This window comes from Myceligenerans pegani, from assembly GCF_014892515.1.
GTDB classification, from domain to species: Bacteria; Actinomycetota; Actinomycetes; order Actinomycetales; family Cellulomonadaceae; genus Myceligenerans; species Myceligenerans pegani.
In genome coordinates this window covers 63,500-89,762 of sequence record NZ_JADBGR010000101.1, presented here as the reverse complement: position 1 = coordinate 89,762, position 26,263 = coordinate 63,500, and the positions used below count along the sequence as shown (strand labels likewise).

The 26,263-nt window shown below is 74.3% G+C and carries 17 protein-coding genes; 10 read left to right on the top strand and 7 right to left on the bottom strand.

Annotated elements, in window-relative coordinates:
• The first annotated feature begins 34 nt into the window (after window positions 1–34).
• Genes IIE03_RS17255 through IIE03_RS17245 form a run of 3 tightly spaced genes read left to right on the top strand, consistent with a single transcriptional unit; the run spans window position 35 to window position 5,672 of the window.
• Entirely contained in the window at window positions 35–1,066 is a 1,032-nt protein-coding gene (locus IIE03_RS17255) for a LacI family DNA-binding transcriptional regulator (RefSeq protein ID WP_192863995.1), read from the top strand.
• Window positions 1,063–2,508, top strand: coding sequence for a glycoside hydrolase 5 family protein (locus IIE03_RS17250; protein WP_192863994.1), 1,446 nt, complete (start codon window positions 1,063–1,065; stop codon window positions 2,506–2,508). Before IIE03_RS17255 ends, IIE03_RS17250 begins: the two co-directional genes overlap by 4 nt.
• On the top strand, window positions 2,508–5,672 hold the full coding sequence (locus IIE03_RS17245) for a GH92 family glycosyl hydrolase (protein WP_192863993.1): 3,165 nt from the start codon (window positions 2,508–2,510) through the stop codon (window positions 5,670–5,672). Before IIE03_RS17250 ends, IIE03_RS17245 begins: the two co-directional genes overlap by 1 nt.
• 149 nt (window positions 5,673–5,821) lie before the next feature.
• On the opposite strand, the gene IIE03_RS17240 is transcribed toward IIE03_RS17245, so the two are convergent.
• Entirely contained in the window at window positions 5,822–6,754 is a 933-nt protein-coding gene (locus IIE03_RS17240) for an endo-beta-N-acetylglucosaminidase H (protein ID WP_192863992.1), read from the bottom strand.
• 191 nt (window positions 6,755–6,945) lie between these two features.
• Between IIE03_RS17240 and IIE03_RS17235 the strand changes: the two genes are divergently transcribed.
• From IIE03_RS17235 to IIE03_RS17220, 4 genes are all read left to right on the top strand, one after another.
• The gene (locus IIE03_RS17235; protein ID WP_192863991.1) at window positions 6,946–7,617 is read left to right on the top strand and encodes a FadR/GntR family transcriptional regulator; all 672 of its coding nucleotides are present in this window, start codon (window positions 6,946–6,948) and stop codon (window positions 7,615–7,617) included.
• Complete coding sequence (locus IIE03_RS17230; protein ID WP_192863990.1) at window positions 7,614–8,480, top strand: amidohydrolase family protein; 867 nt, start codon at window positions 7,614–7,616, stop codon at window positions 8,478–8,480. The genes IIE03_RS17235 and IIE03_RS17230 overlap by 4 nt, the downstream gene beginning before the upstream one ends.
• A 104-nt stretch (window positions 8,481–8,584) precedes the next feature.
• Complete coding sequence (locus IIE03_RS17225) at window positions 8,585–9,424, top strand: fumarylacetoacetate hydrolase family protein (RefSeq protein ID WP_192863989.1); 840 nt, start codon at window positions 8,585–8,587, stop codon at window positions 9,422–9,424.
• On the top strand, window positions 9,421–10,170 hold the full coding sequence (locus IIE03_RS17220; protein ID WP_192863988.1) for an SDR family NAD(P)-dependent oxidoreductase: 750 nt from the start codon (window positions 9,421–9,423) through the stop codon (window positions 10,168–10,170). Before IIE03_RS17225 ends, IIE03_RS17220 begins: the two co-directional genes overlap by 4 nt.
• Window positions 10,171–10,252: 82 nt before the next feature.
• On the opposite strand, the gene IIE03_RS17215 is transcribed toward IIE03_RS17220, so the two are convergent.
• The 5 genes from IIE03_RS17215 to IIE03_RS17195 form a co-directional block, all read right to left on the bottom strand.
• Window positions 10,253–10,672, bottom strand: a complete 420-nt coding sequence (locus tag IIE03_RS17215) for an RbsD/FucU family protein (protein WP_192863987.1) — start codon at window positions 10,670–10,672, stop codon at window positions 10,253–10,255.
• A 35-nt stretch (window positions 10,673–10,707) separates the two neighbouring features.
• Window positions 10,708–11,760, bottom strand: coding sequence for an aldo/keto reductase (locus IIE03_RS17210; RefSeq protein WP_192863986.1), 1,053 nt, complete (start codon window positions 11,758–11,760; stop codon window positions 10,708–10,710).
• Window positions 11,744–13,024 carry an enolase C-terminal domain-like protein gene (locus IIE03_RS17205; RefSeq protein WP_192863985.1) on the bottom strand — a complete coding sequence of 427 codons (1,281 nt, stop codon included), beginning with the start codon at window positions 13,022–13,024 and terminating at the stop codon, window positions 11,744–11,746. The genes IIE03_RS17210 and IIE03_RS17205 overlap by 17 nt, the downstream gene beginning before the upstream one ends.
• Window positions 13,025–13,178: 154 nt before the next feature.
• The gene (locus IIE03_RS17200; protein WP_192863984.1) at window positions 13,179–13,373 is read right to left on the bottom strand and encodes a helix-turn-helix transcriptional regulator; all 195 of its coding nucleotides are present in this window, start codon (window positions 13,371–13,373) and stop codon (window positions 13,179–13,181) included.
• The gene (locus IIE03_RS17195) at window positions 13,370–13,786 is read right to left on the bottom strand and encodes a hypothetical protein (RefSeq protein ID WP_192863983.1); all 417 of its coding nucleotides are present in this window, start codon (window positions 13,784–13,786) and stop codon (window positions 13,370–13,372) included. The genes IIE03_RS17200 and IIE03_RS17195 overlap by 4 nt, the downstream gene beginning before the upstream one ends.
• A gap of 132 nt (window positions 13,787–13,918) precedes the next feature.
• Between IIE03_RS17195 and IIE03_RS17190 the strand changes: the two genes are divergently transcribed.
• From IIE03_RS17190 to IIE03_RS26805, 3 genes are all read left to right on the top strand, one after another.
• Window positions 13,919–14,110, top strand: a complete 192-nt coding sequence (locus IIE03_RS17190) for a hypothetical protein (RefSeq protein ID WP_192863982.1) — start codon at window positions 13,919–13,921, stop codon at window positions 14,108–14,110.
• 238 nt (window positions 14,111–14,348) lie between these two features.
• Entirely contained in the window at window positions 14,349–20,363 is a 6,015-nt protein-coding gene (locus IIE03_RS17185; RefSeq protein ID WP_192863981.1) for a DUF7507 domain-containing protein, read from the top strand.
• 266 nt (window positions 20,364–20,629) lie between these two features.
• Window positions 20,630–23,332: a LuxR C-terminal-related transcriptional regulator gene (locus IIE03_RS26805; protein ID WP_193107588.1), complete on the top strand. Its 2,703-nt coding sequence runs from the start codon at window positions 20,630–20,632 to the stop codon at window positions 23,330–23,332.
• A gap of 12 nt (window positions 23,333–23,344) precedes the next feature.
• On the opposite strand, the gene IIE03_RS17175 is transcribed toward IIE03_RS26805, so the two are convergent.
• On the bottom strand, window positions 23,345–26,047 hold the full coding sequence (locus IIE03_RS17175; protein WP_192863979.1) for a sigma-70 family RNA polymerase sigma factor: 2,703 nt from the start codon (window positions 26,045–26,047) through the stop codon (window positions 23,345–23,347).
• Between the last annotated feature and the right edge of the window lie 216 nt (window positions 26,048–26,263).

Sequence of the window (26,263 nt, the reverse complement as noted above, 5' to 3'; positions counted from 1 at the left end):
GCCCACGCACGCCCCACCACGACGAGGAGGTCCCATGGCACGCACCCGCCGCCCCACGATCGCGGACATCGCCCGCGCCGCGGGGGTGTCGCCCACGGCGGTGTCGTTCACCCTCAACGGCAAGCCCGGCGTGGGTGCCGCCGCCCAGGAGCGCATCCGGGCGGCCGTCGAGGAACTCGGCTGGCGCCCGCACTCCGCCGCCCGCTCACTGGGCGGGCGGCGGACGGAGACCGTCGGGCTGGTGGTGGCCCGCCCCGCCCGCACCCTCGGGGTGGAGCCGTTCTTCGCGCAACTCGTCTCCGGGCTGCAGGCGCGGCTGTCCGCGGACCGGGTCGCGCTGCAGCTCCTCGTCGTCGAGGACACGGCCGCCGAGCTGGAGGTGTACGAGCGATGGGCGGCCGAGCGTCGGACCGACGGCGTCGTCCTGCTCGACCTCGAGGCCGACGACCCGCGGCCCGCCACCGTCGAACGGCTCGGGCTGCCGGCCGTCATCCTCGGCGGCGACGGCACGCCCGGCCCGGTGCCCGCCGTCTTCGTCGACGACCACGCCGCCATGACCGCCGTCGTGCGCTACCTCGCGGACCTCGGCCACACCCGGATCGGGCACGTCGGCGGTATCGCGGCGTACGTGCACTCGGCACGGCGCGTCGCCGCGCTGCGCGAGGTCGCGGCCGAGCGTGGCCTGACGGTCACCACGCAGCCCACCGACTACTCGCAGGACCAGGCCGCCCAGGCGACCGAGCGACTGCTGGACGCCGGCCGGGCGCCCACCGCCATCGTGTTCGACTCCGACGTCGAGGCCCTGGCCGGGCTCAGCGTGCTGGTCGGCCGCGGGGTGCGGGTCCCGGGCGACGTGTCGGTCGTGTCGTTCGACGACTCCGACCTGGCGCGCCTCGTGCAGCCGGCCCTCACCGCCCTGAGCCGCGACACGTTCGCGCTCGGGGAGCAGGTGGCCACCACCCTGCTCACCGTCCTCGGCGAGGGGCGGGCCGACGACGTCATCACCGCACCCGTCCCGCAGCTCGTGCGCCGCGCCAGCACCGGCCCGGCGCCGGAGGGCCCATGAGTCTGGCCGTTTCCGACCGCGACCTTCCCCACCGCGACACGTCCGACCGCGATATTCCCGACCGTGACATACCCGGCCGCGACGCGTCCGGCCGCGACATCCCGCACCGCGACACCCCCGATCGCCTCCCCGACCACCAGAGGAGTCCCATGCGCTTCGGCGCCAACTACACGCTCGGCAAGGCGTGGTTCCACGGCTGGCTCGACCTCGACCTGGACCAGGTCCGCCGCGACCTCGACGGCCTGGCCGCCCTCGGCCTCGACCACATCCGGGTGCTCCCGCTGTGGGACGTGCTGCAGCCCAACCGGGCGCTCGTGCGGCCCGCCGCGGTGGCCGACGTCGTCGCCGTGGTCGACGCCGCGCACGCCGCCGGCCTCGACGCGAGCGTGGACGCGCTGCAGGGACACCTGTCCAGCTACGACTTCGTGCCGTCCTGGCTGACCACCTGGCACCGCCGGAACCTCTTCACCGATCCGGAGGCGCTCGACGGGCAGGCCCGCCTGGTCGGTGCGCTCGGCGAGGCCCTGGCCGGGCGGCCCGGCTTCCTCGGCCTCACCCTCGGCAACGAGGTCCCGCAGTTCGCCAAGGCCGCCCACCCCGACCCCCGGCCCGTGACCCCCGCCGAGGCGGACGCCTGGCTGGCGCGGCTCCTGGAGGCGGCCCGCGCCGCCGCGCCGTCGTCCCGCCACACCCACTCGTACGACGACGACGTCTGGTTCGTCGACTCCAGCACCTTCACCCCGCGGCACGCCGTGCGGCACGGCGACCTGCTCACCGTGCACTCGTGGGTGTTCACCGGGGTCGCGCACCACTTCCCGGCGGACCACCCGGCGCAGACCTGGTTCGCGCGGTACCTCCTGGAGCTCGCGGCGGCGTGGGCACGGTCCGGCGCCGCGGCCGGGTCCGGCGCTGCGGTCAGGTTTGGCGACGCGACGGCGGCCCCTGGCACCGGGCAGCGAGCGACGACCAGGGACACCGCCCGGCCGCTGTGGCTCCAGGAGGTCGGCGCGCCCGTCCCCGTGCTCGGCGAGGAGCGCGTGCCCGCCTTCGCCGTCGACACCCTCGCGAACGCCGTGACCATGCCGGGCCTGTGGGGCGTGACCTGGTGGTGCTCGCACGACGTCGACCGCTCCCTGGCCGACTTCCCCGAGCTGGAGTACTCGCTCGGCCTGCTCACCTCCGACGGCGTTCCCAAGCCGCTCGGCAAGGCCGTCCGCGACGCCCTCCCGGGCCTGCGCGAGGCGGCCGCACGCATGCCGGACGCCCGCGCCGCGTCGGCGCTCGCGGCGCCCTGCGACGCCGACGGGCGGGTGCTCCGCTCGCGGACCGCGCCGGGCTCGGAGTTCTTCGCCGCCTGGGTGGAGGCCGCCGAGGCCGGCGGTCCGCCGCGCATCGAGCTGCCCGGCGGCGCGACCGCCGTCGTCCAGGAGGACGGACGCTGATGCGCCTGACCCACGGCGGCGGCCCGGAGCACGTGCCCGCGGGCCGCCCGGGCGTCGGGCTAACGAGCGTCGACGCCTGGCGGGCCACCTGGTCCGCGCCGGGGTGCGCCGTCGTCCTCGACGGGCTCGACGTCCTCGTCACGGAGCGGACCGAGCTCGTGTACGCCGTCCTGCCCGTGCTCGACGACGCCCTGACGTACGCCGCGACGCACGTCGCGATGGACTGCCTGCTCGACGACGGGAGCTGGCTGTCGGAGGCGTTCGCCCACGACCCGCCGCGCGACCGGTACGGGTTCGGCGCGTCCGCCGCCGCGCAGGGAGCGGCGAAGATCCTGCTGCCGGACCACTGGAACCTCGTGCGGGTGGACCTCGCGCCCGCCACCGGGCGCCGCGTCCGCGCGATCGCGGTCACCGCCTCCGAGACCGCCAGAACCCCGTCCGTCGCCTGGTTCGACGCGATCGAGCTGACCGAACGCCCCGAGACCGGCCCCGTCGCCCCGGTCGACCTCGTCGACACGCGCCGCGGGACGCACTCCACCGGCGTGTACTCGCGCGGCAACACGTCGCCGATCACGTCCCTCCCGAACGGCTTCTGCGGCTGGACCCCGCTGACCGACGGCGCGTCCGGCACGTGGCCCTACTCCTGGGCCGCGCACAACGGCCGCGACAACCGGCCCCGGCTGCACGGCGTCGCCGTCACGCACGCCCCCAGCCCTTGGATGGGCGACCGCAACCAGCTCGCGTTCCACCCGGTCTCCCACCGGCCCGGACGCGGCGCCCCCGACGCCTCCCTCGCCGCCCGGGCCCTGCCCTTCTCCCACGACGCCGAGACGGCGCGGCCCCACCACTACGCCGCGACGACGGACGACGGCCACCGCGTCGAGGTGGCGCCCACCGCGCACGGCGGCGTCCTGCGGTTCACGTTCCCGCCCGGGGCCGCCGTCGGACACGTCGTGATCGATGCCGTGTCCGACGACGGCGCCGGCCCCGACGGGCCCGTCCACGTCGAGATCGACCCCGCCACCGGAACCCTCACCGGCTGGAGCGACCACGGCGGTGGCCTGTCCACCGGCCGCTCCCGCATGTACGTGGCCGGGCGGTTCGACCGTCCGCCCGTCGCCACCGGGCGGGCCGACGGCGACCGGCGGCACGCCGTGTACGCGACGTTCCCCCTGGCGGAGGGCGCGATCGAGGCCCGGGTGGCGACGTCGTACATCTCCCTGGAACAGGCCCGGCGCGCCCTCGGCGCCGAGACCGGCGTACCCCTCGACGGCATCGTGTCGGCCGCGCGGGAGCGCTGGGCGGAGCGCCTCGACGTGCTCGAGGTGGAGGGCGCCACCCGGGAACAGCGCGTCACCCTCTACGGCGGGCTCTACCGGCTCAACCTCTACCCGTCCTCGTACTGGGAGGACACCCCCGACGGCCCGGCGCACGCGTCCCCGGTGCGCGACGGCGCGCCCGTGCTCCCCGGGAAGCTGTACGTCAACCACGGCTTCTGGGACACGTACCGCACCTGCTGGCCCGCCTACGCGCTGCTCCACCCGGACGTCGCCGCCGAACTCGCCGACGGGTTCGTGCAGCAGTACCGCGAGGGCGGCTGGATCGCGCGGTGGTCCTCGCCCGGGTACGCGGACCTCATGACCGGGACGTCGTCCGACGTCGCGTTCGCCGGGCTGGACGCCTGCGGCGTCGCCCTGCCGGACCGCCTCGGCACCTACGAGGCAGGCCTGCGCAACGCGACCACCGTGCCCGGGCCGGACGACCCGCCCGGCGCGGGCCGCAAGGGGCAGGCGCACGCCCTCCTGCACGGCTGGGTGCCGCGCGACGTGCCCGAGTCGGTGTCGTGGACCCTGGAGGGCTGCGTCAACGACGCCGCGCTCGCGGGAATGGCGGAGCGGCTCGCGGAGGACCCGGACGTCCCGGAGGGACGACGCCGGTCGCTGCGCGACGAGGCGGCGTGGCTGCGCAGCCGGGCGGCGGCGTACCTGCACCTGTTCCGCGTGGACGGCCACGGCGGCTTCTTCCGCGGGCGCGCCGCGTCCGGCGTCGTCCGCGACGACGCGTTCGACCCCGGCGAGTGGGGCGGCGACTACACCGAGACCGACGCCTGGAACTTCGCGTTCGGCCCCCTGCCCGGCGCGGCGGCGGCTCGCCTGCACGGGGGTCGCCGAGGCCTCGCGGCGGCGCTCGACCGGTTCTTCGCGACGCCGGAGCGGGCGGACAAGCCGGGCACCTACGGCGGTGTCATCCACGAGATGGTCGAGGCGCGCGACGTGCGGATGGGCCAGCTCGGGCAGTCCAACCAGCCGTCCCACCACATTCCCTGGACCTGGCTGTACGCGGGCAGGCCGGACCGCGCCGCCCGGACCGTGCGGGAGATCCTGGACCGCCTGTACACGGGGTCCGAGATCGGGCAGGGCTACCACGGCGACGAGGACAACGGGGAGATGTCGGCCTGGTACGTGCTCTCGGCGCTGGGGCTGTACCCGCTGGACGCGGGGTCGGGGCGGTGGGCCGTGGGCGCGCCGCTGTTCGAGCGGGTCGTGCTGCACCGGCCGGACGGCGACCTGGAGATCTCGGCCCCAGGCGCGCCGCACCTGCGGTACGTGGACGGGTTCGAGATTGGCGGGCAGGCGCTGGACGGGCCGCAGGTGGACCACGCCGCGCTGGTCGCGGCCGGGACGGTGCGGGTCACCCTGGCCGCCGAGCCGTCGTCGTGGGGGACCGACACGATGCCGGAGGACGCGGCCCCGGACAGCGCGCACGTGCCGTGGCGCGACGTCAGCGGTGCGGGGGAGTGGCGCACACCCGACGGGCGTACGCTGCCGGGCCTCGCCGACGACGACCTGACGACGGCGGTCGCAGTCGGACCGGGCACCCTGGAATGGGCCGCGCCGGCCGGCTTCAGGCAGGGAGAACTGCGCGCCTACACCCTGGTCTCCGCCGCGGACGGCGCGCCCCCGCCGTCGTCCTGGACGGTGCGGGTGCGCGACGGCGCCGGCCGGTGGCGGACCGTCGACGAGCGGTCGGGGGAGGAGTTCGGCAGGCCCGGACGGCTGCGCCCGTTCGTCCCGCGCACCGCCGTCGCCGGCGACGCCGTCCGCGTCGACCTGCACGACGCCGGCGCCCTGGCCCAGATCGAGCTCCTGACGGAGTCGCGCTGACCGATCACGCGGGTAGGCGCGGCTGCCGAACAGTCGTGTGGTTCGTTTCATCGCCGCTCTGCCGGGCACACATGGCGGTTCGGCAGAGCGGGCTGGAACCACACGACTGTTCGGCAGGGCCTACCCGCGCGATCCTTGGCGAACGGTCCTCAGTCGCGGATCGCCGGGCTGCCGTACAGCTCCTGGGTGAACGACGAGACGCGGGCCGTCTGGTCGTCGTTGGTCAGGTTGTAGGTGAGGTACACCCCGTAGCCCTCGCGGACCGTGCGGCGCGCGAGGCTCGCCATGGTCGTCGGGGACGTCGCGGCGATGTTCACCGCGGCCGGGCCCTCCTGGGCCTTGGTCAGCCCCGGGACCGACGGCGGGTCCCACGTGCCGTAGATCGAGTTCCACGCGTAGTCGAGGTGGTCGCCCACGCGGATGCCGTCGTACTCCAGCCGGGTCGAGGACGGGCCGTACATGTACAGGGAGATGTCCTTGTCCGGCATCGCGTCGCGGAGTTCGTCGACCAGGTACACGAAGGACCAGTCGTTGGGCTGGCCGGTGCCGTTGGCGCCGTAGTTGGCCCACTCGTCGTCGAAGTCGATGCCGTCCAGGCCGTACTCGTCGACGACGTCGGCCAGCTCCTGAGCGAAGGCCGCCGCGGACGCGCGGTCGGGGAAGTTCGCGAACCCGGCGCCCTGGTGGTTGCCGAGGATCGACAGGTAGACCTTGATGCCCTTCGCCTGCAGCGGGCGGATCAGCGTGTCGGCGTCGTCCAGGGTGGCCTGCACCTGCGGGTTGAGGTACAGGTAGGCGTTCTCGCCGTCGTAGTTGATGTTGGCCGCGAAGATGATGCCGATGTCGAACACGGGCTCGCCCGTGGAGGCGATCGAGTAGCGGCCGACATTGGCGATGCTGTTGCTGTTGACCTCCACGTACGCCACCGTCGTGGTGCCGGAGGCTGCCGGCACCGGGCCGCGTCCGTTGCCGGGGGTCGCCGTGGCCGGCGCCGCTCCCACGACGGCGGACAGGGCGGCGAGGGCCGCGATCCCCGCGGCGAGGGCCCGGCGCCTGGTGTGCGGCCGGTGGGCGAGTCTCATCATCGACACTCCTTCGTGTGCTGCGGACTCCGGTGCCCCGGGGGCCGGGCGCGGTTCGCACCCGGCCCCCGGAACGGTTCCGCGGGCTGTGGCCCTGGAACTAAACCGGTTTAGTGACCGAAATTTACCATTGCTGCCATGTCGCCCGCAAGCCTCCCCGCAGACATCCGACCAATCGGTAGGATCAAGGCGTGGCTGTCACGGACGAGGCGATCGCCGGCATCAAGGACATGATCGTGTCGGGGGAACTGCACCCCGGCGACCGGCTGCCGCCCGAGAAGGAACTCAGCGAGCGGCTCGGCCTCTCGCGCAGCTCGCTGCGCGAGGCCGTGAAGGCGCTCGCCGTGATCCGCGTCCTCGACGTACGCCGCGGCGACGGGACGTACGTGACGAGCCTCGAGCCGCGCCTGCTCCTGGAGGCGATGTCCTTCGTCGTCGACCTGCACCGGGACGGCTCGGTCCTGGAGACCTTCGCCGTCCGGCGGATCCTCGAACCCGGGGCGGCCGCGCTCGCAGCCAAGGCGGCGACCGACGAGGAGCTCGAGCGGATCGGCGCGCTCGTCGACGAGCTCGCCGACGCCCCGGGGGTCGAGGAACTGGTCGCCCACGACGTCGACTTCCACCTGCGGATCGCCGCCGCGACGGGCAACGCGTACCTCACGAGCCTGCTCGAGTCCCTGTCCAGCCGCACCGTGCGCGCCCGACTGTGGCGCGGGATCACCGAGGGCGGCGCCGTCGAACGCACGATCGGGGAGCATCGCGGCATCGCCCGCGCCCTCGCGCGACGCGACGCGGAACTCGCCGCGGCCCTGATGGTCGCGCACGTCGCGGGGGTCGAGGAATGGCTGCGGAGGGCGGCATGAGCGGCCCCGTGCTCGACGCGCACGTGCACGTCTGGGACCCCGCCCGGCTGTCGTACCCGTGGCTCGCGGGAGCGGCAGGGCTGGACCGCCGGTTCGTCCCGGCCGACGTCGACACCGCGGACGGCGCCATCCGCGAGTGGGTGTTCGTCGAGGCCGACGCCGACCTGGCCGCCGCCGCGGACGAGGTCGCCTGGGTCTCGTCCCTCGACTGGCCGGGCCTGCGGGCGATCGTCGCCCACGCGGACCTGCGCCTCCGGGACCTCGGCGCGCGGCTGCGCGAGCTCACCCGCTTCCCCCTCGTGCGCGGCGTGCGGCAGTCCCTCCAGGACGCGCCCGAGTCGGCGCTGACCGCCCCGGAGTTCGCGGACGGGCTGCGCGAGGTCGGGACACAGGGCCTGACCTTCGACGCGTGCGTGCGGTGGCAGCGCCTTGACCGGCTCGCCGACGTCGTCGCGGGGGTGCCGGGGACCCGCATCGTCGTCGACCACCTCGGCAAGCCGCCCGTCGCCGCCGGACTGGCGAGCCCCGACGGCGCGCGGTGGCGGGCGGCGATCGACCGCCTCGCCGAACTGCCGCACGTGTGGGTCAAGCTCTCCGGCCTCGCGCCCGAGGCGCCGTCCGCGGAGGTGCTCCGGGCGAGCGGGCCCGCCTTCGTGCGGTACGCCCTGGACGCGTTCGGCCCGGGGCGGAGCATGTTCGGCGGCGACTGGCCCGTCTCCGGCCTGCCGGGTGCCGGGGTGCCCGTCGCGACCTCGCTCGAGCTCGTGCGGACGACCGTGGGCGAGACCGCCTGGGCGGACGTCTCGGGAGGAACCGCGCGTCGCTGCTACGGGATCGACCCCGTGACGAGCGCGTCCGCGTAGCGCGCGTCCACCCATCAGACATCAGATCTATGCCGAGCCGCCGGTGCTAGGCTCGGCGGTCGGCCGGGGAATCCGGCCCAGACCTCGGATGTTCGGAGCGGCACATGCGATTGGCGCGAATCGGCGAGCCGGGCGCGGAGCGGCCCGTCGTCGTCGACGGTGACACGTACCTCGACCTCACCCCGATCACACGCGACATCGACGGGTCGTTCCTCGGGAACGACGGCGTCGCCCGGGCCCGCGCCGCGGTCGCGGCCGGCGAACTCCCGGTCCTGGGCGCGGCCGGCCCGCGCGTGGGCGCGCCGATCGCGCGGCCGTCCGCGGTGTACTGCGTCGGGCTGAACTACGCGGCGCACGCGGCGGAGTCCGGCGTCGAACCGCCCAGGAACCTCGTGATGTTCATGAAGGCCCCCAACACCGTCGTCGGACCGGACGACGACGTCGCCGTCCCGCGCGGCAGCGAGCGGACGGACTGGGAGGTCGAGCTCGGCGTCGTGATCTCCCGCCGGGCGACGTACCTGGACGGCCCCGAGAAGTCCATGGACCACGTGGCGGGCTTCGTGCTCGCCAACGATCTCTCCGAGCGCACGTGGCAGCTCGAGACCTCCGGCGGCCAGTGGTCCAAGGGCAAGTCGGCCCCCGGGTTCTCGCCCACCGGGCCGTGGCTGGTGACGCCGGACGAGGCCGACTGGCGGGACCTGCGGCTGCGCAGCTGGGTCAACGGCGAACCGCGGCAGGACTCGAGCACCGCGGACCTGATCTTCGACGTGCCGTACATCGTCTGGCACCTGTCGCAGCACCTCGCGCTCGAGCCGGGGGACCTGATCCTCACGGGCACGCCGGAGGGCGTCGCGCTCTCCGGCCGCTTCCCGTACCTGGCCAGGGGCGACGTCGTCGAACTGGAGATCGACGGCCTGGGCCGTCAGCGGCAGGTGATGGTATGAGCGGGCCGCTGGAGGGGCTGGTCGCCGTCGTGACCGGCGGTGCCTCGGGCATCGGCGCGGCCGTCGTCGCCCGCCTGCGCGAGGACGGCGCCCGCGTCGCCGTGTTCGACCGCGAGCTTCACGACGGCCTCGCGGACGCCTACCGCGTCGACGTGACCGACGACGCCGCCGTGCGCGCCGGCATCGACGCCGTCGGGACGAGCATGGGCGGCATCGACATCGTCGTCAACAACGCCGGCATCGGCGCCCAGGGCACGATCGAGGAGAACCCCGATGACGAGTGGCACCACGTCCTCGACGTGAACGTCGTCGGCATGGTGCGCGTCGCCCGGGCGGCGCTGCCGTGGCTGCGCCGCTCGCCGTCGGCCGCGATCGTGAACATGTGCTCGATCGCCGCGACGGCCGGGCTCCCGCGGCGCGCCCTGTACGGCGCGAGCAAGGGGGCGGTCCAGTCGCTGACACTCCAGATGGCCGCGGACCACGTGCGCGAGGGCATCCGCGTCAACGCGGTGAATCCCGGCACCGCCGACACGCCGTGGATCGGCCGGCTGCTGGCGGCGGCCGACGACCCCGCCGCGGAGCGCGCCGCGCTCGAGGCGCGTCAGCCGCACGGCCGCCTGGTCCGCGCGGAGGAGGTCGCCGACGCGGTCGCCCACCTGGCCGGGCCGCGCGCCGGGTCCACGACCGGCGTGATGCTCGCCGTCGACGGCGGGATGGCGGGGCTGCGGCTGCGTCCGCGGGAGTGATGCGGGGGCGGCCCCGCGGCGGTCGGATGCCGCTGGGCGGCGCGGTCGTCCGTCGTCGTGCGGCGTTGTCGTGCGGCGGCGGTCAGGACGACGGATGCCCGACGACGCCCTTGCGCAGGAGCGCGTTGGCGTATTTCCGGGTCTCGCCCGTGCGGACGATCAGGTAGGCGTTCCGTGCGACGTCGTAGTAGTCGTACCGCTCGACGAACCGGGTCGACGACTCGTCCGTGCCCGCGGCGGCCATGAGCTCGCGCTGCACGCCGAGCACCTCGCCGTCGGCCGACCGCATCAGGTCCAGGCCCGGGGCGTCGTCCAGAAGGACCACGGTCCGGATCGCGGCGAGCACGTCCGGCGTCGTCGTGCCCGGCAGCACGACGAGGTTGCGGGCGAGCGTCGCTGCCGGGAAGTGGGCGTCGGCGACGACGACGGCGTCCGAGTGGCCCATCGCGTCCAGGTGCAGCAGCAGCTCCCCGCTGAGCAGGGGATGGATTCCTTCGAGCATCGGCGCTCCTCGTGGCGGTTCGGGGAGGGGTGGGGTCAGGGGACGGCCGGTCCGGGGACGAGCCGCTGCTCCGCGAGCGCGCCCCACAGCTCCTCGGGGATCGCCAGCGCCATCCACTCCGCGTTCTGCCGGATCTGCTCCGGCCGGCTGCTGCCGGCGACGACGGATACGACGGGGCCGACCCGGCGCGTGTACTGCAGCGCCGCCGCGGGCAGCGGCACGCCGAACTCGCGGCAGATCGCGGCGATGCGCCGCACCCTCGCCAGCAGTTCGGGCGGCACGGCGCCGTACTCGTAGCGGGCGTCCGCGCCCGGGTCGTCGGAGGCGAGGATGCCGGAGTTGAACACCGACGCGGTCACGATCGCCGTGCCGGTGCGGCTGCACTCGGGCACCACGGCCGCCAGGGCGGGCTGCTCGGCGAGGGTGAGCCGGCCGGCGACCATGAGGACGTCGAGCCCTCCGCCGCGCGCGCCGCGTTCGAGGGCGGCGGTCGACATGGAGCCCAGCCCGGACGCGCCGATCAGGCCCTCGTCCTTGAGCGTGGCGAGCGCCGCAGTGCCGGTCTCCAGGTCCCGGTCGAGGTCGTGCCGCTCCGGATCGTGCAGGTAGAGGAGGTCGACCCGGTCCAACCCCATCCGCTCGAGCGACTCCTCGAGCGAGCGGCGCACGCCGTCCGCGGAGAAGTCCCACTGACGGCGCGACGCCGCCGGCACGTGGAAGTCGTGGTCCAGGTCCAGGCGGTCGGCGCCGTCGGGGTCGGGCACGAGAAGGCGTCCGGCCTTGGTGGACACAACGTACTCGGCTCGCGGCCGGGTGCGCAGGAAGTCGCCCAGGCGCCGCTCCGACCAGCCCAGCCCGTAGTGCGGGGCGGTGTCGAAGTAGCGGATCCCCGCCTCCCACGCCGCCTCGAGCACCTCGTGCGCCTGCTCGTCGGTCAGCGCGCGGTGCAGGTTCCCGATGTTGGCCGCGCCGTAGCCGAGGGCGGGCAGGGCGAGGGTCGAGCGGGGGGAGAGCGGCGCGGTCGGGTCGGCCGGGGCGGTTGGGTCGATCGGCGCCGCCGGCTCGGTCGGTTCAGCCGCGGAACTCATGGCGCTCCCTGCTCCGGGCGAGCATCTCCATGCCGTTGCCCGGCGTCGTCGGCGGGTGGTAGACGCCGCCGCGCACCTCGACGGGCGTGACGAAGTGCTCGTGCAGGTGGTCGACGTACTCGAGCACCCGCCCCTTGGTGGTGCCCGCGACGGCGACGACGTCGAACATCGACAGGTGCTGCACGGCCTCGCACAGACCCACGCCGCCCGCGTGCGGGCACACCGGCACGCCGAACTTCGCGGCGAGCAGCAGGATCGCGATGTTCTCGTTGACGCCCGCGACGCGGGTGGCGTCGAGCTGCAGCACGCTCAGCGCCCCGGCCTGGAGGAACTGCTTGAACATCACGCGGCCCGAGCAGTGCTCGCCCGTCGCGACCGGGATCGGCGCGATGGCGCGCGCGATGGCGGCGTGCCCCAGGACGTCGTCCGGGCTGGTGGGCTCCTCGATCCAGGCCGGGTCGAACTCCGCGAGACGGGAGATCCAGGCGATCGCCTCGCCGACTTCCCAGCGCTGGTTCGCGTCGATCGCGATCCGGAGGTCCGGGCCGACGGTGTCGCGTGCGATCCGCAGGCGGCGGACGTCGTCGTCGACGTCCCCGCCGACCTTGAGCTTGATCATCCCGAACCCGTCGGCGACGGCCTCGCGGCACAGGCGCTCGAGCTTCTCGTCGGCGTAGCCGAGCCAGCCGGGCGTGGTCGTGTACGCGGGGTAGCCCTCGGCGAGCAGGGTGCGCTCCCGCTCCGCCCGGCCGGGCTCGGCGGCGCGTAGGATCCCGAGTGCGTCGTCGCGGGTCAGGGCGTCGCCGAGGTAGCGGAAGTCGACGAGGTCGACGATCTCCTCCGGGCTCATCCGGGAGAGCAGCTGCCAGAGCGGGAGCCCGGCGCGCTTCGCCCTCAGGTCCCACAGCGCGTTGACGACGGCGCCGATCGCCATGTGCACGACGCCCTTCTCGGGGCCGAGCCAGCGCAGCTGCGAGTCCCCCACCAGCTCGCGCCAGAATCCGCCGAGGTCGGCGAGCAGTTCCTCGGCGTTCCGCCCCACGAGCCACGGCGAGAGCGCCCTGATCGCGGCGGCCTGGACGTCGTTGCCGCGGCCGATCGTGAACACGAAGCCGTGCCCCTCGAGGCCGTCGGCGGCGTCGGTGCCGATGCGGACGTAGGCGGCGGAGTAGTCGGGGTCGGGGTTCATCGCGTCGGAGCCGTCGAGACGCTCGGACGTGGGGAACCGGATGTCGGACGTGTCGACGCTGACGACGGTGCTCAAGGCCTCTCCTCGCTCTGCGGGCCTCAGGATAGACATCGGATCTATCGGGCGTCAATGAGACGTACCCGTTGCTATCTGCTCGGCGCCACGGCGGAGAGTTCCGATGTTTGTCCGGGTGTCCCGGACGGCTCGGTCAGGGCTGTGTACCCCGCCGTCATTCGTCGTCGGTGAAGATGTCCTCGATCGTCGTGTCGAACAGCCGGGCGAGGCGGAACGCGACGGGCAGGCTCGGGTCGAACCTCCCCGTCTCGATCGCGTTGACCGACTGTCGTGACACACCGATCCGCCGGGCCAGGTCGGCCTGGGTCCAGGCACGTTCGGCCCGGAGGGCCGCGATGCGGTTCCTCATCGGTACCGGATCCAGCCGACGACGACGGCGACCAGGTAGGCGACACCCAGGAGCGCGGGGAACAGCGCGATGTCGAGGTCGTACGCGACGAGCCCGGCGGCGTCCGCGACGAGGTAGCCGAACCCGGCGACCCAGCCCACTCCGAGGGCGGTCGCGAGCGCGTCCTGGACGATCTTGCGCCAGAGGTCGTCGAGTGCTCGCATGAAGCGCATGAAGGCGATGATCCAGGCCGCGCCGGCGAGGACGTTGACGATCACGGCGACCCAGCTCGCCACCTGCCGCGAGTCCCACAGGTGCTCCGGGCCGAACCGGGCCACGGCGAGCGTCGCCACCCAGGCCAGTGTCCAGAGGGCGAGCCGAGCGGCCGCCCTGTTCGAGTCCCGATAGCTCGCGGTCCCGTCGTCGTGCTGCACCGGGGTGCCTCCGTTCGTCGCCGAGTCAAGCACACTTGACCCTAGTCATGGTGTCAAGCACACTTGACCCACCCCGGTGTGTCAAGCGTGCTTGACGCGCCAGGCGATGCGCCCATCACCCGAGGAGGAGCCATGGCCGGCTACAAGGTGGAGAACACGTACATCAAGCACGGTCTCGTCGACAACGCCGAGGACAAGATCGAGGAGACGGTCCAGCCGGTCCTCGACGCAGGGACCGCGAAGGGGTGGACTCTGCACTCGTTCCAGGCCACGGCCGCGGCGAAGGGCACCAACCTCGTGTTCGTCTGGCAGCTGCCGGACTGACGGCGGGCCTGCCCGCGCCGATCGGACCGGGCGACGGGTGGCGCCGGATCGGTGCCTCACATGCCGGCCGGCGCCCGCCGTCGCCGGTGTACTGGCATCGTCGAGGCCGCCGGGTCGGCACCGTCCGGACCGTCACCGGGTCGCGAGGGTTGCGTCTGACTCTTCAAGCACGGACCTCAGTCGTGTGGCAAGAGTGCCCCGCCGGGGCGCATGAGACGCATGGGCAAGGAGATCTCTCGTGACCCGACGAACATCACCATCCGGGGCGGCCCGCGGCCGCCACCGCGCACCCCGCGGCCGTCACCGGGCGGAGAGCGCCCGGCCGAGCCTGTCCCGGCGCCTGATCGGTGGCGTGCTCGCCGCCGTGACGGCGACCAGCGGGCTCGTCGCGGCAGCCGCACCGCCCGCCACAGCGGCCACCGTGTACGAGATCACGGGCGAGTGGGAGGCGGACACACCCGCCACGGTGGGCCGCGGCGACGTGGTCAACGCGGTGTGGCGGGTCAACGTCAACGACGACCCGGAGGCGCCGGCGAACGACCCGGTGGAGAACGTGACGTTCACGGCCACCGTGGACCGTGGCGAGTTCACGGAGATCCCCGACCTCTGCCTGACCGACGACGTCGACCCGCCGTCGGCCATCTCCGCGGACGGCAAGACGCTGACCTGCAACCTCGGCACGGTCGTGCAGGGGACCGCGGTCGTCGTGCAGACCCCGGTCGTGGTCGACGGCGAGACGGGTGAGGAGCTCACCGCCGTCGGCGAGATCGACGGCCTGGAGGCGCCGCTGGACCCGATCGCCATCGTGAACGACTTCGCGATGGACATGCAGTTCGGCGGCAACACCGAGTACATCCGGTGGAACGGGAACTACACGGCAGTCGACCTGGACCTGCAGTGGGCGCTGCGGCTGCGGAAGGGATCGGACCCCGGCCCGGACAGCGTGACCTACCGGCTGCGACTCACCGACAGCAACGGCGCGGCCGTGACGGTGGGCACCGGGATCTACGGCGACGTCGGCTGCTCGCCGTTCAACGCCAACCGGGCCAGCGGAGTGCCGTGGTCCGAGCTGCCGAACTACCCCGCCGACCAGCAGACGGACTTCGTGGACAGCTGCACCCTGACGCCCGTCGCGGGTCAGCCCGGCGTCTTCGACCTGACGCTGAGCGGTATCGACTACGACGTCACCGACGCGCCGACGAAGGACTCCACCATCGCGGGCGACCCGCTCCCGACGGACTGGAACTACATCGCCAGCGGCAGCCTGTGGCTGCGCATCGCCACCAACCAGTCCGGCTCCGTCACGCTGCAGTCGAACGCGCCGACGTACACGTCCACGACCGGGCTGACGTCCACCGACCTGCCGGGCAACAACTCCACCAACAAGACGTACACCCTGCCCGGCCGCTGGGCCGCGCCGTGGTACCGCGCGTACACCGGGGCCGGCGGCACCAACTGGGACGACACCTACCGCGTCTCGGCCGGGACGACGGTCATGCAGTACGTCAACAACTACCCGACGCGCCTGAACGCGCCCCCGACAGCGCAGCACGGTCAGTGCCTGGTGTTCGACACGGACTACGTCACCTACACGCCGCCGCCCGCCGATTCGATCATTCCGATGATCCGGGGATTCGCGCCGGTCGACGGCGGAGGCGGCGCCGCCGAGCTGGACAACCCCCCGACCATCCAGTACTACGTCGGCAACGTCGCGGATCCGAACACGTTCAACTGCGGCGCCGACGCGGCGAACTGGACGACGACGGAGCCGGCGGACCTGTCCACGGTGCAGGCCGTCCGCATCGTCTACCCGGGCTCGCTGCCCACGGGCGAGGGCTACAACGGCATCCAGCTCGCCGCGTACACGACGATCAAGGACGACGTCCCGGTCGGCCAGGACGTCTGGATGTTCGGCTCCGTGTACAACCCGGTCAGCGGGATCTGGGAGGGCCCGGGCGAGCCGTGGGATTCGAACGACTGGGTCTCCACACCTGGCGCGCGCTACCCCTTCACGAACGGGCGCCGCGACATCCTGCGGATCATCTACGCCACCCCGGCGATCCGGAAGAGCGCGGACCAGTCCGTGGTCCGTCCCGGCGCTCCGGCGACGTTCACTCTGACGTACTCGGCGAACGGCTCCGGCGCGATCCCGGACACGGTCGACGACTACACGATCACCGACACGCTCCCGGTGGGCATGACCTACGTCGCGGGATCCGCCGACCCGGAACCGGCGGTCACCACGGACGCCCAGGGACGGCAGGTGCTCACCTGGACCCTCGACGACGTGCCCACGAACGCCGAGCAGGACCTGACCTACCAGGCGGTGGCCGCCAACTCGGTGCGCCCGGGCGACGTGCTCACCAACACCGCCACCAGCGAACTGGCCGGCGAGACCTCCCGGCAGGCGACCGCACAGGTGACGGTCAGCAGCAGCGGGAGCACCCTGATCGCGAAGACGACCGACCAGTGGTTCATCGCCAACCCCGACGGTTCGGGTGACGGCACGGGCTCGTGGACGGTGACGCTCAAGTCGGAGGACCCGCAGCCGCAGGCCTTCACGGACACGATCGACATCCTCCCGTACAACGGCGACGGCCGCGGGACGGACTACGCGGGCACCTACCGCGTGACCGGCGTCGACGCGCCCGCGGGTGCGACGGTGTACTACACCGACGCGGACCCGGCGACGCTGTCGGACGACCCCGCGGACAGCACCAACGGCGCGGCCGGGAACCCGGCCGGCAACACGGTCGGATGGACCACGACCATGCCGGCCGAACCGACCGCGATCCGCGTGATCGGCGGCGAGCTCGCGCCGGGCGCGACCTCCGCCTTCACGGTCCACATGGAGACGGACGGCGCCGACCCCGGCGACGTCTGGGTGAACCGCGCCCAGGCGCGCGCCGAGCACACCCGGCTCGTCATGCGCACGTCGGAGCCGCTGACCATGGGCACGATGTACTCCGCGTCGCTCAAGAAGTACGTCCAGGATGCCGAGGGCACCTGGCGCGACGCGAACGACGTCGCGGACCACCCGGTCTTCCGGGACGGCGACACGATCCGGTACCGCATCGTGGTGGAGAACACCGGCCAGGGCACGCTGACGAACGTCGTCGTGTCCGACGACCAGCAGCCCGAGCTCGGGTCGTTCACCATCGACGAGCTCGCGCCGGGCGCCACCGAGAGCCACGAGTTCGAGATCGAGGCCGACGCCTCGGCGGGCGACAGCCTCGTCAACACCGCCTGTGCCGAGGCGGACCAGCCGGACGACGCCGAGGACCCGCCGACGATCAACTGCGACCCGGCCGGGTTCGAGGTCGACGGCGAGCCCACGCACGAGAAGACCCTGGTCTCGGCCACGCCGATCGGCGACGGCCGCTGGGAGGTCGTGTACGGGATCGAGGTGTCCAACGTGAGCGCGGCGTCGACGTCGTACTCGTTGGACGACGAGCTGCACTTCACCGAGGAGGCGACGATCGAGTCGGCCGAGGTGACGTCGTCCCCCGACGGCGTGACGCTCGCCGACCCCGCCTGGGACGGTCAGGGCAACCTGACGATCGCGTCCGGGGTACCGCTCGCCGGGAACGACGACGACGGCTACGCGCCGCACACCTACGAGCTGACCGTCATCGCCGAGGTGCCGCTCCAGGTGCCCGGCGCGGGCGGCGCCGACGACCCGACCGCGTGCGGCGCCGACGGCGACGACTCGGACACGGCGTTCAACAACACCTCCGCGCTGACGGACGAGCGCGGTGCCGTCGAGGAGGACCAGGCCTGCGCGCCGATCCCGTCGATCGACATCACCAAGTCCGTCAGCGAGGGCCCGGTGCCGGGCGGGGACGGCACGTGGACGGTCACCTACGACATCGTCGCGAAGAACTCCGGCAGGGCCGACGGCGAGTACGACGTGACCGACCGGATGACGGCGGACGGCGACCTGGTCATCGAATCCGGCGAGGTCGTCGCCACGCCCGACGGCGTGACGGCGTCACCGGACTGGACCGGCCTGGGCGCCGACGAGAACGCGCCCGAGAACGTCGTCGCCACGGGGGTGAACCTGCCCGCGGGTGAGAGCCACACCTATCAGGTGGAGGTCGTCCTGTCGGTGGACGACGAGGACGGCAGCCCCGTGATCACGCCGTGCTCGGCCGAGCCGGGTGAGAACGGCGGCCTGTCGAACACCGCGCGGATCGAGCACAACGAGCTGACCGACGACGCCGAGGCGTGCGTGACGGTCGCGTACATCACCGTGGACAAGACGGTGTCGGAGGGCCCGACGCCGAACGGTGACGGCACGTGGACGGTCGTGTACGACGTCGTCGCGGAGAACACCGGTGAGGCCGGGGGCGCGTACGACGTGTACGACCGGCTCCGCCTCGGCAACGGCGTCGACGTCGTCGCCAAGGACGTGACGGGTCCGGACGGCGTCACGCTCGAGGCCGGCTGGACCGGGCTGGGTGATGCGCCCGACGCGGCCGAGAACCTGATCGCCACCGGGGCGAGCCTGGACGCGGGTGCGACGCACACGTACCGGGTGGAGCTCGTCGTCTCGCTCGACGAGGAGACGATCGACCCCGGCACCCTGGTCTGCCCGCCTCCCGGGTCGGGCGAGAGCGGCGGCCTGGCCAACGGCACGCTGCTGGACCACAACGGGATCGTGGGCGAGGACGAGGTATGCCCGACCCTGCCGCTGATCGACGTCGACAAGACCATCGGCGACGGCCCGACGCCGAACGGCGACGGGACGTGGACGATCACGTACGACCTGGTCGCGACCAACACGGGTGCGGCCGAGGGCGACTACGACCTGAGCGACCGGCTGCGGTACGGGGACGGGATCGAGGTCGAGTCCGCCGCGGTGACGACCGCGCCCGACGGCGTCACGCCGTCGGCGGGCTGGACCGGCCGGGGCGCGGACGGCGCCGACGAGAACGTCGTCGCCACCGACGTCGCGCTGCCCGCCGGGGACAGCCACACCTACCAGGTGCGGGTGGTCGTCTCGCTCGACGAGGCGGTCGTCACGCCGGGCACGCTCGAGTGCCCGGAACCCGGGTCCGGCGGGACCGGTGGTCTCGCGAACGTCGGTGAACTCACGCACAACGGCGAGACGCGGGACGACGACGCGTGCGCGCCGCTGCCGCTGATCGACGTCGCCAAGTCCCTCGCGGGCGCGGTGACGCCGGTCGCCGGCCGGGACGGCGTGTACGACGCGACCTACGAGGTCACGGTCACCAACCGGGGCCCCGGCGCCGGGACCTACGACCTCGACGACACCCTCGCGCCCGGCAAGGGGGTGACGGTTGTCGGCGTCGAGGAGGTGACCACCGACGCGCCCGACCCCGTCGGGATCAACCCCGGGTTCGACGGCACGGGCGATCCCCGGATCGTGACGGACCAGCCCATCGCCGAGGCCACGGACGCCCCGGTGGTGCACACCTACCGGGTCACGGTGCGCTACGCCGCGGACCTGGGCGACGTCGAGCTGTCCGGCACGGCGGGCTGCACCACCGACCGCGGGACCGTGGCCGGGGCCCTCGCCAACGTGGCCGACGTGACCTGGAACGGGATCACGGGCTCCGACGACGAATGCGTGCGTCCCGGCAAGCCGACCCTGGACAAGGCCCTGGTCTCGGCGAAGCCGGCGGAGGGCGGCACCTGGAAGGTGGTCTACGACCTGACCGTCGGCAACGTCGGCACCGAGCCGACCACCTACGACCTGGACGACGAGCTGCTCTTCGCCCCGGTCGTCACGCCGCGGGACGTCGAGGTCACCGGCCCCGAGGGGGTGACACCGAACCCGGGGTTCGACGGTGAGGGCGATCAGCGCATCGCCACCGGCGTGCGGATCGGCGGCCTGGACGACGAGGGGTACGCCCCGCACGTCTACCGGGTCACCGTGATCGCACAGGTCCCGTCGCGGTTCGGCGAGGTGGGTGCGGACGGCACCGGCTCGCCGGCCTGCACGGCACCGCCCGGGTCGAACCTCGTCGAGCAGGGCCTGAACAACGCAGCGACCCTGACCGACGAGACGGGCGGGAAGCAGACCGACACGGACTGCGCCCCGCTCCCGCCGCCCGACGCCCCGGCGGAGCCCGGCGACCAGCCCGGTGACCCCGGCACGCCGAGCGACCCGCCGCCCCTGGCCTCCACGGGGACCGACATCGGCTGGATCGTCGCGGCAGCGGCGCTCCTGATCCTGCTCGGTGCGGCCGCCCTGATCATCGCCCACCGCCGACGCCGCACCGGCTGACGCCCCGAGACCGAAAGCCCTGTCCGCAGCCACTCGCCTCAGCTGCGGGCAGGGCTTTCGCATGCCTGTCCCCACCTCACCCCGCCCGTGATCGACGTGTGCGACGGCGTGCCGGGGCGGGCACGGAGACAGGCGGCCGCCGCACTGTGACGGAGGTCACCCGACACGTCCTCTCCCGCGTGCCGTCTTATCCGAGTGTGATCGATGGTGTCGACCGAGAGCGTGTGCAGCCGCCCGTCCCCTGTCCCGCGACGGGAGGGGGTTGAGTGGATAGCCGGACGCTCCGGCCGACAGAGCGTCCGTTCCCGGCGCTCCGGCGCGCCGCCGGCCGGATCCCCGTGCCGTCGCGACGTGCTCTGCGCAGGCCGGCGATCGAGCGCCTGCTCGACGACGCGCTGCGGCCGGGCGGCTCGGTGCGGCTCGTCGCGATGCGCGGGCCGTGGGGCAGTGGCCGGGGCACGGCGGTCGCGCTCTGGGCCCGCCGGCGCATCCAGGAGGGCACGCCCGTCGTCTGGCTCGACGTCGCCGGCGCCGTGAACGGCACGGCGCTCGGCCGGCGTGCCGTGGCGGGACTCGCGCACCTGACCGGACGAGCGGCGCTCGCCTCGGGGAGCGCCGAGGACGTCGCGTCCGCCCTCGACGGGCACGAGGCGGTGCTCGTCGTCGACCGCCTCGGCCGGACGTCGGGTCCGGCCCTGTCCTACCTCGACCGGGTCGCCCGGCTGCTGCGTACCGGACGCGTCGTGGCCCTGACGGCGACACCGCTGCCAGGGACGGCGCCCTCGTTCGACGGCTGGCCGCTCGACGCCGGGCTCGGCCCCGGACTCGACGGCGGACCCGGCGGCGGATCGTGGGAGGGCCCGGCGGATCGCGCCACGGGTGACGGTCATCGCCTCGAGCTCACGCTGCGTGACCTCGCGGTCCGCCCCGACGAGGCGCGGGCGGCGGCCGCGCAGCTCGGAGTGACGATCACCGATCCGCAGGCCCGCACGCTCGTCGCGGCGACCGCGGGCTGGCCGGCCGTCGTGTACCCGGCGCTCGACGACATCGCCCGTGCGAGTGCCGCCGGCGAACAGGTCACCGACGCCCTCGTCGCCGCGGTGGCCGCGGCCCGCCGGGCCGCGTGCCTGCGGAGCGCGCTGCCGGAGGAGGCGATCAAGCTGCTCCTCGAGGCGAGCATCGCGGAGCGGTTCCGCCTCGGCGACCTCGACGACAGGGGAGCGCTGTCACCCGCGGACACCCGCGCCCTGGTCGACCGCCTCCTGGACACGGGAGTCGTCCTGCGCGACCCCGCCTCGCCCGACGGCATCCTCGCCGTGGCGCCGTCGGTCCGTCGCGCCCTGCTGGACTACGCCCACGGCCGGGAGCCGGAAGACCTGCGGCGCCGGGCCGGCCGTGTCGCGCGACGCCGTGAGGCGGAGGGCGACGTGCGCGGCGCCCTGCTGGTCGCGCTGGAGGCGGGCGACGCGGACCTCGTGGACGGCCTCCAGCGGCGCGTGTGGACGAACATCCTGGACGGGCAGGACGCCACGCTCCACGAATCGTTGTGGACAGCGGTGTCGTCGGCTGCGGCCCGGGGCGTTCCGGCCGACCTGAGGGCGCTGCTGTCGGTCACGCGGCGCGCCCCGGGGCGGCCCGGCGACGGCGCGACCGCGGCGGACGCCGGGGGCGAGCAGGACGGGCTCGCGACGTTCGTGCGTGCCGCCCGGCTCCGGCGGGCCGGGCGCGCCGAGGAGTCCCTGACGGCGGCCCGCGAATGGCTGCGGTCGGCGCACGGGCGACCCGCGGTCGAGCAGACGCTGGTGGGTCTCCAGGCGGCCGTCTCCGCTGCCGAGGCCGGGCAACTCCACGAGGCGCTGCGGTACGCGGAGAACGCGTACCACGCCGCGCTGGCCGGTGGCGCGTTCGCCCTCGCCGCCGCGGCGGCGGAGACGGCCGCCCTCGTCCATGCGCTCGACTCCGACGTCCGTGCGGCGGTCGACTGGTCGGCCGAGGCCGGCAATCTCCCCGAACCGCCCGGCTGGTGGCGGCACGCGATCGGCGATCCGCCGGCGCTGGTCTCGGCGCTGGTCCGGCTCGAACGGTTCGAGGAGGACCTGCCTGCGCCCCTGCACGGCGCGGCACGGGAGGCCGGGACGACGGACCTGTGGTTCTGCGGCCTGCACGTGGAGGCCGTGCTGGCCGCGCTGCGGTCGCAGGAGGACCTCGCGGTCGGCCTGCTGCGCGACGCACTCGCGCAGCGCGGACGTGCGCCCTCGGAGGGGGACGGGGACGGCGACCCGCGGATCCCGCCGCTGATCGCGCTCGACCTCGTGCGCCTGTACCTGTCGCTCGGCCGGGGCACGAACGCCGCGCTGATCGCCGACACGGTGGCCCCGCCGTCCCCGGTGCGCGCGCTCGTGGACGGTCGCGTCCTGCTCGCCCGGGAGCGGCCGCGGGAGGCGCTGCAGGCGGTCGCCGGCGTCGGGGCGCTCGGGGAGACGCCGATGGTGGGCCTGCGCCTGGAGTCCTCCCTGATCGCCGCCGAGGCGCGTGGCGCGCTCGACGACGCCGACGGCGCCCGGCGGGAGTTCGCCCGTGCGAAGGCGCTGGCCCAGCGTGCGGGCGGGGCGCTGCCGTTCTGGTGGGTCTCGGCGCACGCGCTGCTCTCCGGCGTGGGGGACGAGCACCGGCCCGCCGGTGAGCCGCTCGACGAGGTCGTGCGACGCCGGAGGACCCCGGTCCCCGTCGAGTTCGTCGTCGTCCCGGACCGGCAGCTCGTGGTGCTGCACCGGCTGGCCGACGGCCTCACCTCCACGCAGGTCGCCCGCGAGTCCTTCGTGTCGCACAACACGGTCAAGACGCAGATCCGCGAGGTCTACCGGCGGCTCGGCGTGCACGACCGGGCGGCGGCGCTCCAGCGGGCCCAGGAGCTGGGCCTGCTGGACCCGATCGTCCGGGCCCGGTTCCGGGGCCGCGCCGCCCGATGACCCGGCGGCGGGTCAGGGGTCCGACCCCGTCACGACGGTGACGGCCCCGATCGTGTAGTAGTCCGTGTCGGTGGCCGCGGTGATCTCGGCGCGCGGGCCGGTCAGCGTGGCCGGGGCGAAGGGCCGGACGTCCACGCCCAGCGCGTTGGCGTATCCCGAGCCCCATGCCGTCGAGTCGAACGCGCCGTGCGGAGAGCCCGGGCCGGCGGGGGCCGAGCCGTCCCACCGCAGGGGCACCAGCGGCGCGCCGTCGAGCAGCAGCCGGTTCCCGTCGGCGCCCCGGTCCCCGTCCCACGCCACGACGCCGACGCGGACGGCGGTGCCCGGGCGGCCCGCCGCGGCGAACCGCGGGGTCTGATCGGGCGTCACGCCCATCCACCCGTCGTAGACGATCGCGAGCCCGGCGGCCGCCGGGTCCGGAGTGGCGCTCCGATGCACGACGACGAGCGCCCAGCCCGCCCACCGGCCGTCGCCCGGGATCGCGCACACGTCGGCGACGGCCCAGGTTCCGGCGCCCCCGGCGCGCACGACGTCGGTCACGTCGACACCCGCCTGATAGGCCTCCCCAGACCGCTCGACCGCCAGGTCCGCGGTCTCGCCGACGGCGGCGAGCTCACCGTCGGGAGGGGCCAGCCGGACCGGCCCCACCTCGCCGGCACAGCTCCCCGCCCAGTAGAGACGGGCCGCCACGACCTCGGATCCCTCCGGGAGGTCGAGCTCGGCCGTGGACGAGTTCGTCCCGGTCCCGAGGGCGTCCACGGGCGCCATGGTCCAGCCGTTGTTGTTCAGCGCACCCCCGGTGGCCGTCCCCGCGGCCGCGGACGCGCAGCCCGGCGCCGACGGGGCGCAGTGCAGCACGGGCGCGCCGGCCTGTGCCACGCCGACGTCTCCCGTGGCGACGTAGCGGGCGGCGAGCGGGCTCACGCTCACCGGTACGGCCAGGTCCGCGCCGGTAGGTTGGACGTCGTCCCCGCCGACGTCCAGGCGCACCGCGGCCGCGCCCTCGGGCACGTCCGTCGCGACCAGCACCGGCACCAGCAGCGTGGCGGCCGTGCCTCCCGCGATCGTGCCGACCGTGCAGCTCGGCCCGTCCGAGCCGGGTGGATCGGCGCAGGTCCACGCGGAGGCGGCGCGTGCCGCGTGGGCCGTGTCGAGCTCGATCCCGGCCGGGAGCGCGAGGTCGACCGTCACGGGGCCGACGGCACCCGGGTTCGGGTTGGTCACGGTGGCGCCGAGCACGCCGGCGCGGCCGGGCACCAGGTCGCCCAGGTCGTCGTGCGCGACCTGGACGACCTGCGGTTCGGGGTCCGGCGGAGGTTCGGTCGGATCGGGGTCCGGCGGATCGGTCCCGGGTGGGGGCGTCTCGTCCGGGGGGCCCGGTGTCGGCGGACCGGGGCCTTCCGGGTGGTCGGGTCCGGGTCCCGGGGGACCGGGGCCGGTGTCGTCCGTGCCGGGTGGCGTGGCCGCGGGACGCGACCGATCGGGCGCGGACTGCTCCGGACCGGGATCATCCGGGCCGGGATCATCCGGGCCGGGATCATCCGGGCCGGGACCGTCCGGATCGGGCTCGCGCGAACCGGGGCCGTCCTCCTCGGGGTCGCGCTGGTCGCGCTCGCCCCGGTCGGGTTCGGCGTCGTCCGGCCCCACCGCGTCGGGTGTCGGTGCGCCGGGCGGCGGCGCGGCGGTCGGCGGGGAGTCGGCGCGGGCCCCGAGATCCCCGGCCTCGGGGGCCGTGACCAGCGACGCGATGAGGAGGAGGCCAAGCGCGACCGCCGGAGTGGCGAGGAGCAGCACGGGCCGCTTGTCCCGCGGACGTGACCACCACCATCGCCGGCCGAGTGCCAGGGCGGCGGCCGGGCTGAGCGCTCCGGCCGCCGTCCCCGCCCGGGACCGGGCGCGGGCGCGGCGGGTGCGGAGCGGTGCGACGGTGGCGGCCGTCGCGAGCCCGACGGGCAGGAGGATGCCGCGCATGCGGCTCTTGAGGTCCCGCATCTGCTCCACGGCGGTGGAGCAGGGCGCGCACGCCAGCACGTGCACCTCGAGGCGGCGCTGCACCGGGGCGGCCAGCGCCTGCTCGACGAACCGGGCGAGATGCGGCGCGTAGTCCTCGCAGCCCGGCGCCACGCGGTCCTGGTGGGCCTGCAGGTACTCGCGCCGCAGGCGCTCGCGTGCCCGGCGGGCGAGCGACGACACGGCGTTGGGCGAGATCCCCAGGAGCGGGCCGACGTGCGCGGGAGCCAGCTCGTGCACGTCCACGTACCACAGCACGCGGCGCCAGCGTGGCGGGAGGGCGGCGAACGCCCGGCGGACGCGTTGTTCGTCGTCGGCCCCGACCAGCCCGTCGGGATCGTGGTGGGGACGGTCGATCACGTCCGCCTCGGCGGGGATCGCCCGCTCCCGCGCCCGCAGGTACCCGACGGCGGTGTTGCGCACCGTGGTCAGCAGGTAGGACCGGACGTTGCTCGACGGCCCGCCCCCGCGCCGCACCGCCGACAGCAGCGCCGTGAACGAGTCGGCGACGACGTCGTCGACCGCCGGCCCGCTGCCCACGACCCTCCTGGCGACACCGGCCGCGGTGCGGTGGTGCCGGGCGTAGAGCTCGGCGAAGGCCTGTTCCCGGCCTCCGCGGAGGTCCGCCAGGAGGCGGTCGTCCGTCGCCGCCGACGCCGTCGTCGGCGGGCGGTGTGCCGGTACGGGACCGGGCGTCTCGAGCATGGACAGAACCCCCTGACGTCGCGGTGGGACGGCGCGCCGGGGACCCCGCCGGCCTCCGTCCGGACCCCAGCTCTTGGGGTCACGCGCGTGCCTGATTTCGCAGCATGTTACGGGTGAATGGCCTTAAATAGGCATCACCGGTGGGGGTGATCCGGGGGGTGATCCCGGGGGAGTCGCGGCGTTCCGGCTTGCGGGCGTCATCGCCGGGTGATTTCG

Bases quoted from the DNA above. Each gene is read 5' to 3' on its own strand.
- IIE03_RS17255 (WP_192863995.1), top strand. From the start codon at position 35: ATGGCACGCACCCGCCGCCCCACGATCGCGGACATCGCCCGCGCCGCG.
- IIE03_RS17250 (WP_192863994.1), top strand. From the start codon at position 1,063: ATGAGTCTGGCCGTTTCCGACCGCGACCTTCCCCACCGCGACACGTCC.
- IIE03_RS17245 (WP_192863993.1), top strand. From the start codon at position 2,508: ATGCGCCTGACCCACGGCGGCGGCCCGGAGCACGTGCCCGCGGGCCGC.
- IIE03_RS17240 (WP_192863992.1), bottom strand. From the start codon at position 6,754: ATGAGACTCGCCCACCGGCCGCACACCAGGCGCCGGGCCCTCGCCGCG.
- IIE03_RS17230 (WP_192863990.1), top strand. From the start codon at position 7,614: ATGAGCGGCCCCGTGCTCGACGCGCACGTGCACGTCTGGGACCCCGCC.
- IIE03_RS17225 (WP_192863989.1), top strand. From the start codon at position 8,585: ATGCGATTGGCGCGAATCGGCGAGCCGGGCGCGGAGCGGCCCGTCGTC.
- IIE03_RS17220 (WP_192863988.1), top strand. From the start codon at position 9,421: ATGAGCGGGCCGCTGGAGGGGCTGGTCGCCGTCGTGACCGGCGGTGCC.
- IIE03_RS17215 (WP_192863987.1), bottom strand. From the start codon at position 10,672: ATGCTCGAAGGAATCCATCCCCTGCTCAGCGGGGAGCTGCTGCTGCAC.
- IIE03_RS17210 (WP_192863986.1), bottom strand. From the start codon at position 11,760: ATGAGTTCCGCGGCTGAACCGACCGAGCCGGCGGCGCCGATCGACCCA.
- IIE03_RS17200 (WP_192863984.1), bottom strand. From the start codon at position 13,373: ATGAGGAACCGCATCGCGGCCCTCCGGGCCGAACGTGCCTGGACCCAG.
- IIE03_RS17190 (WP_192863982.1), top strand. From the start codon at position 13,919: ATGGCCGGCTACAAGGTGGAGAACACGTACATCAAGCACGGTCTCGTC.
- IIE03_RS17175 (WP_192863979.1), bottom strand. From the start codon at position 26,047: ATGCTCGAGACGCCCGGTCCCGTACCGGCACACCGCCCGCCGACGACG.